The sequence below is a fragment of the Falsiroseomonas sp. RANM36 genome (assembly GCF_056682175.1).
The window spans coordinates 1-8,401 of the sequence record NZ_JBWXTD010000015.1; the positions used below are offsets into that span (position 1 = coordinate 1).

Consider the following 8,401-nt stretch of genomic DNA (forward strand, 5'->3'; position numbering starts at 1 on the left):
GCGGGGGCGCGGGGGGGGGGCGCCCGGGGGGGGGGGGGGGGCGCGGCGCCCGATGCCGGCCGCATGCAGCGTCTCGGCGCGGAACGCCTCGTCCTCCGGCTGGCAGGCATGCGCCTTTTCGGAGAGCGCCAGAGGCACGACGCGGTGGCCGAGCGCGCGCAGGGCGCGGATCTCGTTGCTGACGAAGGTCTCCGACAGCACCGGGAAGGCCGCCATCACATGCAGGATCGCCAGGCGGTCGGGCTTCGCATGGGTCGGGCGGGAAAGCGTGTCGAAGGGCATGCGGCGCGTCCTCGCATCGCGCGTGCCAGGGTGCCGCCGCGCAAAGCCTCGCAATCTGCAAGAGCCGCTGGAACGGGGCGTGCTTGGCAGGACGCCAGCAACCCAGGAGCTTCCACGATGGCAGACCACCCCGCGATCAGCGTCGTCATCCCGAGCCGCGATGCGCGGCGCTGGCTGCCGCATGCCATCGCCTCGATCGGCGGCGCCGAGGTCGAGATCATCGTGGTGGATGACGGCTCCACCGACGGAACCGCGGCGTTCCTCGCGCGCCTCGCCGCCGAGGATCCGCGCCTCAGGGTGCTGCGCGGCCCTGGGCGCGGCGCGGCCGCGGCGCGGAACCTGGCGATCGCCGCGGCGCGCACGCCGCTCATCGCCTTCCTCGATGCCGACGACCGCTGGCGGCTCGACAAGCTCGCGGTGCAGGCGGCGCTGCACGCGGCGCGGCCGGAGATCGGCTTCTCCTTCACCGACTACCGTCATCGCCGGCCGGACGGCACGCTGGGCGGCGGCTGCTTCGCCTTCTGGCCGCGCTTCGCGGCGCGCCATGCCGGGCGGGAGGAGCCCTTCGTGCTGGGCGACGACGCCTTCGCGCAGCTTTATGCGGAGAATGTCGTCGGCACGTCCACGGTGATGGCGCGCACCGACATGCTGCGCGCCGTCCGCGGCTTCGACGAGAGCCTGCACCAGGCGGAGGACTGGGATCTCTGGCTCCGGCTCGCGGCCTGCGGCCCGGTCGGCTGCGTGCCGCGCGCCCTGGCGGAGTATCGCCAGCACCGGCCTGGGAACCTTTCCGCGGCCGGCGCGGCGCGGGCGGCGGCGATGCGTGCCGTGGCGCGGCGCTACGAGGCGGCGGCGTGCGCGATCTCGCCGGATGCGGTGCGCGCCTGCCGGGCGCGGCTACTGGTGGCGGAGGCCGAGGCCGCCTCGGCCGCGGGCGCGGCGGTTCGCGCCGGTGCGCTCAGGCTGCGCGCGCTTGCCCTGCAGCCTTCGGCGCGGCAGTTGCGCGAGGCGGCGGCGGCGCTGCTGCGGCCGCTGCGCCCCGCCCGGGCTGCGCTTCAGCCTGTCGCGCGCCAGGCCTGAAGCCGGCGGTAGATCGTCGAGGGATTGATCTCCAGCAGCGCCGCCGCGCGCGGCACATCGTTGCCGGTCTGTGCCAGCGCCGCCTCGATGAGCCGCCGCTCCATCACCGCGAGCGGCACGATCTCGATCTCTCCCGCCGGCGCCGCGGGCGGGTCGGCGGGCGTTTCCGGCAGCGTCGCGCTCAGGGGCTCCGGCTCGGGCGTCGGTTCCGGCTCCGGCTCCGGCGCGAGCAGGACGGGCGCGGCGGCAGGCGGGGGCGTCGGCGCGGCGACGCGGGCGCCGGGGCTGCCCACGGGCTGCACGCCGCGCAACAGCATCGGCGGCAGCATCCGCGTCGTCACCTGCTCGCCGTCATGCAGCACGACGATGTTGCGCACCACGTTCTGCAACTGGCGCACATTGCCGGGCCAGGGATAGGCGGCGAGCACCGCCTCGGCGTCCGGCGCGAAGCCGCGGAACCGCTTGCCTTCCTCCTTCGCGAAGAGTTGCAGGAAATGGCGCGCGATCAGCAGCACGTCGGCGCCGCGTTCGCGCAGCGGCGGCAGGTCGATCGGCACGACATAGAGCCGGTAGTAGAGATCCTCGCGGAAGCGCCCGGCCTCCACCTCGGCCAGCGGGTCGCGGTTGGTGGCGCAGACGAAGCGCACATCCACCTTCTCCGCCTTCGCGGCGCCGACCGGCGTGAAGGTGCCAGTCTGCACGAAGCGCAGCAGCTTCACCTGCATGTCGAGCGGCATCTCGCCGATCTCGTCGAGGAACAGCGTGCCGCCATCGGCCGCCTTGGCGGCGCCGATGCGGTTGTCGGTGGCCCCCGTGAAGGCGCCCTTCACATGGCCGAAGATCTCGCTCTCCAGCAGGTCGCGCGGGATGGCGCCGCAGTTCAGCGCCAGGAAGGGCTTGCGGGCGCGCGGGGAGGCCTTGTGGACGGCCTCCGCGGCCAGCTCCTTGCCGGTGCCGCTCTCGCCGGTGACGAAGACATTGGCGCGGGAGGGCGCGACGGCCTCGATGGTGCGATAGACCGCGCGCATCGGCTCCGAGGCGCCGATGAAGGAGAAGAAGCGGTTGGGCGCAAGGCGCGCGCGCGTGCTGCTGAGCTCCTGCGCGAGCGCGCGCTTCTCCAGCACGTTGCCGAGGGTGGTGCCGAGCCGCGCCTTGGCGAAGGGCTTCACCAGGAAATCCGCCGCCCCCTCGCGCATGGCGTCCACCGCGACGCCGATGGATCCGTTCGCGGTGATCACCACCACCGGCGTGTCCATCGCGTTGTCGCGCAGCCGGCGCATCACCTCGAAGCCGTTGCCGTCCGGCAGCTGCAGGTCGAGGAGCACGAGGTCCGGGCTCCAGGCGAGCGCGACGGAGATGCCCTCCTGCGCGGTCTCCGCCAGCCGCATCTCGTGGCCGAGGTCGTGCAGGAAGGCGCGCGTGACCTCGGCCTGGGTGGGGTTGTCCTCCACCAGCAGGATGCGGGCGGCGGGCGGGCTCATCGCGGTGACGCGACCAGGGCGCGGAGCGCGGCCACCGCCTCGTCCGCCTGTCGCCGCAGCAGCGGCATCAGCGCGGCGCGCCCCCCCGCTCCGCCGCCGGCCATGCCGAGGCGGGCGCTCGCGGCCAGCTCCGCCGCACCGACGACCCCCGCGGCGCCGGCCAGGGTATGCGCCGCGCGCGCGAAGCCCGCTTCGTCCGCGTCCTCCATCGCATCCAGCAGGCGCGCGCTGTCGGCCTCGAAGGTCGCGACGATCCTGGCGAAGATCTCCGCCGGCACGTCATCCCGCAGCTGCAGCGTCACGTCCGGGTCGAGCGCCGGCATCGGTCAGGTCCTCTGCGCGAGCAGGCTCGAGCGACGCAGCGCGCCGCGGATCCGCCGCGAGACGCCGGGCGCCACGCGGTCGAGGCGGCCGGCCTCCCGTTCCAGTTCAGCGAGCAGGGAAGGGTTGTCGCGGTCGTTCAGCACCGTGCCGATCAGCCTCGCCCGGCCGCGCTCAAGGCGCTGCTGCGCGTCCCGCACATCGGATGCGGGGGTGTGGCCCGCCAGCACGACGAGGATGGTCGCCTCCGCCGCCGCGGCCACGGACAGCGGCGGCACGCCCGCAGTGCTCTCGGCAAGCAGCGGTGCGCAGTCGAAGACGATCAGGTCCCGCTCCTCCAGCCAGGCCGCGGCCTGCGACGCGAGCCGCGCCGGATCGCGCCAGGCGCGCGCGGCGGCGTCGGACGGGTTCGCCAGCACGCCCACACCCTCCTGCGCGCCCGGCAGGATCGCATCGGGGGCGAGGCCGAGCCCGGCGCCTGCCGCATGCCCGCCCGAGAGGTCCACATACAGGGCGCGCCGGCCACCCTGCGCGGCGCGGCGCGTCAGCGCCTCGGCGAGCGTCGTCGTTCCCTCGCCGGCGCGGGCCGAGAGAATCGCGAGGCTGCGCGCCCCGGTGCCGGACACGGCGAGCCAGAGCGCCTCCATCTCGGTTTCGCCAGGCTCGGGCGGCATGGCTCAGATCCTCCCCAGCAGCGCGATGACGGACAGCATCGTGACGATGTCGCGCACGCTGTCGAAGAACAGGCGCCAGTCGCTCTGCGAGCTGGTCGGCACGTAGACCGTGTCGCCGGCGCGCACGACGGGCAGCCGGGTGACGTCGCCGCTGCGGGCGAAGGCGGGCAGGTCGAAGCTCCGCGCCTGGTCGGCGCAGCAGGAAAGGTTCACCACCACGATCCGCTCCTGCAGCGCGTCGCGGTTCGGCCCGCCGGCCTCGGCCAGCAGGTCCAGGATGCTCATGCCGTCGGTGAACTGGTAGCGCCCAGGCCGGTTCACCGCGCCGAGCACGCGCACGGTGCTGCCGGGCGACTGCTCCAGCCAGTTGCGGTTGCGGTCGGGCACGAAGATCACGTCGCCGGGGCGCACGCGCGGCAGCAGCGTCTCGTCGCCCGTCTCGAAGTAGCGCGCCAGGTTCACGCGGCTGACGCGGTCGCGCCCCTCGCCGCGATGCGCGACGCGGATGTTCAGCAGGTCCGCCTGGTTGGTCGGCCCGTCGGCGGCCGAGATGATGTCGAGGAAGGAGAGGCTCTCCTCGAAGGCGTAGCGGCCCGGCTTGCCGACCGCGCCCATCACGTAGATCGAGCGGTCGGCCGATTGCTGCACCCATTGGCTGCGGCTGTCCGTCGGGCTCTGCGGTAGTTCGGGCACGTTCACGGTCATGCCCGAGCGGATGCGCGGCAGCGCGCGGAAGGATCCGCCACCGTCGAGGAAGCGGCGCAGGTCGAAGCGGATCGTCTGGCCGCCCTGGTCGGCGGTGACGATCTGGATGTTGGCGAGGTCGCCGCGCTCATTCGCCCCGCCGGCCTGGGCCAGCAGGTCGAGCAGCGACATCTCGTCCGACCATTCGTAGCGGCCGGGCGCGCGCACCGCGCCGATCACGCGCACCGCCCGCGTGGGCGGCGTGCGCAGCCAGGAGGCCTGCTCGGTGCCCTGCGTCTTCTCGGGAACGAAGATGCCGTCGCCCGGGTTGATCGCGGGCGGCACGCCGCCGCCGCGCTCGATGAAGCCGCCGAGGTCGAAGAGATCCACACGCCGCCCGTCCGCGCGGATGATCCGCACCTGGCGCGTCTCGGCGAAGCGGGAGGGGCCGCCGGCATTGGCGAGCACGTCGAAGAAGCCGGCGCCGGCGCGCATCTCGAAGGCGCCCGGGCGCTGCACCTCGCCCATCACATAGACCACGCGCGGGCCCTGGCGGACCTCCTCGGTCTGGGCGGGGATGAAGATGGTGGTGCCCGGCGCGACCGGCGGGTTGAGGGTGGCGTTGCCGGTGTCGAGGAAGGCCTTGAGGTTGAAGGGCCGCGGCTCGCCGCCGGCGATGATGCGGATCTGCTCGGTGCCCGCGTAGCGGGTGACGCCGCCGGCGCGGATGATCGCGTCCATCACGGTCATGCCCTGGCGGTGGGCGAAGGAGCCGGGCTGGTTCACCTCCCCGAAGACGCGCACGGCGTTGCGGTCGTCCGCCGCGTCGCCGGCGGCGGTGAGCGTGCGGGCGTCGAAGGGCACCTCGACATTGCCTGTGAGGGGCGAGGCGGGGACGAAGACGGTGTCCAGGCTGCGCAGCGCCGGCAGGATGCGGTCGTCGCCGGTGTCGAGGTAGCGCTTGTAGTCGAAGGTGATCGCCTGCCCGCCGCGCCGGACCTGCACGCGGTCGAGTTGCGCGCCCGCCGCAAGGCCGCCGGCCGCGGCGATCGCCATCTGCACGTTGGACCCGGCGGGCAGCTCAACCGGCCCCGGCGTCCGCACGAAGCCGCCGACCGTCAGCAGCAGGCGCCGCTCGCGCAGGATCACGTTGAGGCGGCCGAGGTCGCGGAAGGTGGGCGCCAGCGCCGCGCGCACGCGGTCGCGCGCCTGCGCGACGGTCAGTCCCGAAAGGCTGACCTCGCCCGCTTCCGGCAGCGTGACGTTGCCGGCGCGGTCGATCTGGAAGGGGTTGGCGAAAGCCTCCTCGCCCGGCAGGACGATCTGCAGCACGTCGCCCGGCCCGAGCCGCGCCGCGCCGTTCGTCTGCGCGCGCGCGGGCGCGATGCCGGCGAACAGCGCGCAGGCCAGCACCAGCAGGGCCAGAAGGCGCCGCATCACCCGCAGGCCGCGGGCGGCGGCTGCGCGGGGCCGGGCAGTTGCGCCCGCAGCACCAGGGTCTCGGCCTCCAGCCGGTCGAGGGTGATCGCCGCGTCCTGCGTCATCCCCGCCTGCACCTCGCGCTGGGCGCGCACGACCAGATCGGTCGCCGCCTCCACGCGCCCGGTCAGGATGCCGGCCTCGGCGGAACCGGCGCGGACCTGCTCGAACCGGCCGAGCGCACAGGCCAGGCGGCTGGCCAGGGAGGGGCCGGTGCCGGCCGGCAGCGCCGCGCGCCCGCGCTCCGCCTGCCCGCCCTGGCCCGGCGGCGGCCAGGCGGTGCAGCCCGCCAGGGCGACGAGCAGTGCAGCGGCGAGCGCCGCCCGCCCTTCGCGGCTCAGCGCGCCCAAGCCAGCCCCTTGCCGAAGAGGCGCGCGAAACTCGTCCGCCGCGGCTCCAGCCCGAAGACCCGGCCGAGGCCCAGCGCGCGCAGCGTCGCGAGCGGCTGGCCCCTCGCGCCCTGCAGCCGCACCCGTCGTCCCCGCGCCGTCAACCGCTTGAAAAGAAAGGCCACCGCCCCGATTCCAGCCCCGTCGAGATACTCTACATCCGAAAGGTCGAGCAGTACATCCTGGGTTGCATCCAGTGCAAGCCGCTCGAAGCCCGGGCGCAGCGCGACGGCGCCCTGCGCGTCGAGCGCGCCGGCCAGGTGCAGGCAGAGCGTGTCGCGCTCGGCAGTGGTGCTGATGATCATCGCGGCGTCGTCCTTGCTGGAACCCGGCGGCGCCGGAGCAACGGCCATGCCGGGCGAGCCGCCGCAGCCTGCCTTGCAGAATGCGAGGGTCGGCCGGGCACGCCGCATGCCCTGGCCTCCGGAACGGAGGTGACCGGCATGGACGAAACCTGGCTTCTACTGGACAGCCGCGGGCCCGGCGGGATCGAGACGCATGTCGCCGAACTGGCGGAGGGCCTGGCCGAGGCCGGGGAGCGGCCGCGCGTGCTGTTCCTGCAGGACCACGGCCCGCATCCGCTGCGCACGCGGCTCGCTGCGGCCGGCATCCCGCAGGAGGCGCTGGCGGGCGGCTTCGCCCCGCTCGCCCGGCGGCTGCGCAGCGGCCGGCCGCGCCTGCTGCACACCCATGGCTACAAGGCCAATCTGCTCGGGCGCCTTGCCGGGCGGCTGGCGCGAGTGCGCGTCGTCGCCTCCTTCCATGCGGGGGAGCGGCCGCGCGGGCGCGTCGCGCTGTGGGATGCGGCGGATCGCTGGACCGCCTGCCTCGGCGGCCGCATCGCGGTGAGCGAGCCGATCCGCGCGCGGCTGCCCTGGGGCGCCGCGCTGGTGCCGAATTTCGTCGCGATCCCGCCGGAGGCGCCTTCGTCGCGCCCGTCCGTCATCGCCTTCGTCGGGCGGCTCTCCCATGAGAAGGGGCCCGACATCTTCTGCGACATCGCGCGCGGCATGCACGCGCTGCGCTTCGAGGCCTTCGGCGACGGCGCGCTGCGCACGGTTTGTGAGGCGCAGGCCGGCGGGCGCGTGCTGTTCCATGGCGCGCGGCCGGGCATGGAGGGGGCCTGGGCGGGCATCGGGCTGCTCGCCATCACCTCGCGGGCCGAGGGCATGCCGCTCGCCGCGCTGGAGGCCATGGCGCATGGCGTGCCGGTCGCCGCCTTCGGCCTCGGCGCGCTGCCGGGGCTGATCCGGCACGGCGTGGACGGCTTCCTCGCCGTGCCGGGCGACAGCGCGGCGCTTGCATCCTGCATCGCACGCTGGGCGGCGCTGCCCCAGGCGGAGCGCGACGCCATGGGTCTTCATGCGCGGGACGCCGTGGCCGCGCGGCATGGTCGTGCCGCGGGCATCGCGCGGATGCGGGCGGCCTATGCCGGCCTCGGTTGAGCCGACCGCCGGCTGCCTCGCAATTCGCGAAACAGGGTCTGGCACGCGGCGTGCCCCTGGCCTCCCGACACGTCTCGACAGGAGCAACGGCATGTGCGGCATCATCGGCCTGGTGAACGGGCATCCCGTGGCGGGCGACCTGGTCGCGGCGCTCGGGCGGCTGGCCTATCGCGGTTATGACAGCGCGGGGGTGGCGGTGGCCGGCCCGGGCTTCGCGGTCCACAAGGTGGTGGGCTGCGCGCGCGACCTCTCCGCGGCGCTGGCGCCCGCCATGCCGCAAGGGCGCGCCGGCATCGGCCACACCCGCTGGGCCACGCATGGCCGGCCGGAGGCGCGCAACGCCCATCCGCATGAGGCGGGCGGCATCGCCGTGGTGCACAACGGCATCATCGAGAATCACGCTGCGCTGCGCGCCGAGCTGGAGGCCGAGGGTGCCGTCTTCCGCTCCGACACCGACAGCGAGGTGATACCCCACCTCCTCGCCGCCGCCATGGCGCGCGGCGCCGGCTTCGAGGCGGCGCTGCAGGCCAGCTGCGCGCGCCTCTCCGGCGCCTTTGGCATCGCCG

General features: G+C 74.6%; 9 protein-coding genes and 1 pseudogene. 3 read left to right on the top strand and 7 right to left on the bottom strand.

Annotated elements, in window-relative coordinates:
- On the bottom strand, nucleotides 1-282 hold a 282-nt coding region (locus tag AC1MIR_RS27325), incomplete at its 3' end, for a hypothetical protein (protein WP_480031325.1).
- Nucleotides 283-399: 117 nt separating this feature from the next.
- On the opposite strand from AC1MIR_RS27325, the gene AC1MIR_RS27330 reads away from it, so the two are divergent.
- A complete protein-coding gene (locus AC1MIR_RS27330) occupies nucleotides 400-1,362 on the top strand; it encodes a glycosyltransferase family 2 protein (RefSeq protein WP_480031326.1) in 963 nt (320 codons plus the stop codon).
- Here the strand turns inward: AC1MIR_RS27330 and AC1MIR_RS27335 are convergent.
- From AC1MIR_RS27335 to AC1MIR_RS27360, 6 genes are read right to left on the bottom strand one after another with little or no spacing between them, the layout of a single operon-like run.
- Nucleotides 1,338-2,843, bottom strand: coding sequence for a sigma-54-dependent transcriptional regulator (locus AC1MIR_RS27335; protein WP_480031327.1), 1,506 nt, complete (start codon nucleotides 2,841-2,843; stop codon nucleotides 1,338-1,340). The two genes, AC1MIR_RS27330 and AC1MIR_RS27335, sit on opposite strands and share 25 nt — an antisense overlap.
- Entirely contained in the window at nucleotides 2,840-3,166 is a 327-nt protein-coding gene (locus AC1MIR_RS27340) for an Hpt domain-containing protein (protein ID WP_480031328.1), read from the bottom strand. Before AC1MIR_RS27340 ends, AC1MIR_RS27335 begins: the two co-directional genes overlap by 4 nt.
- 3 nt (nucleotides 3,167-3,169) lie before the next feature.
- Nucleotides 3,170-3,838 carry a P-loop NTPase family protein gene (locus tag AC1MIR_RS27345; protein ID WP_480031329.1) on the bottom strand — a complete coding sequence of 223 codons (669 nt, stop codon included), beginning with the start codon at nucleotides 3,836-3,838 and terminating at the stop codon, nucleotides 3,170-3,172.
- A gap of 3 nt (nucleotides 3,839-3,841) precedes the next feature.
- A complete protein-coding gene (locus AC1MIR_RS27350) occupies nucleotides 3,842-5,959 on the bottom strand; it encodes a polysaccharide biosynthesis/export family protein (RefSeq protein WP_480031330.1) in 2,118 nt (705 codons plus the stop codon).
- The gene (locus tag AC1MIR_RS27355; RefSeq protein WP_480031331.1) at nucleotides 5,959-6,351 is read right to left on the bottom strand and encodes a hypothetical protein; all 393 of its coding nucleotides are present in this window, start codon (nucleotides 6,349-6,351) and stop codon (nucleotides 5,959-5,961) included. Before AC1MIR_RS27355 ends, AC1MIR_RS27350 begins: the two co-directional genes overlap by 1 nt.
- The gene (locus AC1MIR_RS27360) at nucleotides 6,339-6,695 is read right to left on the bottom strand and encodes an STAS domain-containing protein (RefSeq protein WP_480031332.1); all 357 of its coding nucleotides are present in this window, start codon (nucleotides 6,693-6,695) and stop codon (nucleotides 6,339-6,341) included. The genes AC1MIR_RS27355 and AC1MIR_RS27360 overlap by 13 nt, the downstream gene beginning before the upstream one ends.
- A gap of 138 nt (nucleotides 6,696-6,833) precedes the next feature.
- Here AC1MIR_RS27360 and AC1MIR_RS27365 point away from each other — a divergent pair, with 138 nt between their 5' ends.
- Both AC1MIR_RS27365 and AC1MIR_RS27370 read left to right on the top strand, forming a co-directional pair.
- Nucleotides 6,834-7,835 carry a glycosyltransferase family 4 protein gene (locus AC1MIR_RS27365; protein ID WP_480031333.1) on the top strand — a complete coding sequence of 334 codons (1,002 nt, stop codon included), beginning with the start codon at nucleotides 6,834-6,836 and terminating at the stop codon, nucleotides 7,833-7,835.
- A gap of 91 nt (nucleotides 7,836-7,926) precedes the next feature.
- Nucleotides 7,927-8,401, top strand: a pseudogene (locus tag AC1MIR_RS27370) (glutamine--fructose-6-phosphate transaminase (isomerizing)); the annotation flags it as partial.

Excerpts from the sequence above, each read along its gene's own strand:
- AC1MIR_RS27360 (WP_480031332.1), bottom strand. The coding sequence starts at position 6,695 with ATGATCATCAGCACCACTGCCGAGCGCGACACGCTCTGCCTGCACCTG.
- AC1MIR_RS27350 (WP_480031330.1), bottom strand. The coding sequence starts at position 5,959 with ATGCGGCGCCTTCTGGCCCTGCTGGTGCTGGCCTGCGCGCTGTTCGCC.
- AC1MIR_RS27330 (WP_480031326.1), top strand. The coding sequence starts at position 400 with ATGGCAGACCACCCCGCGATCAGCGTCGTCATCCCGAGCCGCGATGCG.
- AC1MIR_RS27335 (WP_480031327.1), bottom strand. The coding sequence starts at position 2,843 with ATGAGCCCGCCCGCCGCCCGCATCCTGCTGGTGGAGGACAACCCCACC.
- AC1MIR_RS27340 (WP_480031328.1), bottom strand. The coding sequence starts at position 3,166 with ATGCCGGCGCTCGACCCGGACGTGACGCTGCAGCTGCGGGATGACGTG.
- AC1MIR_RS27365 (WP_480031333.1), top strand. The coding sequence starts at position 6,834 with ATGGACGAAACCTGGCTTCTACTGGACAGCCGCGGGCCCGGCGGGATC.
- AC1MIR_RS27345 (WP_480031329.1), bottom strand. The coding sequence starts at position 3,838 with ATGCCGCCCGAGCCTGGCGAAACCGAGATGGAGGCGCTCTGGCTCGCC.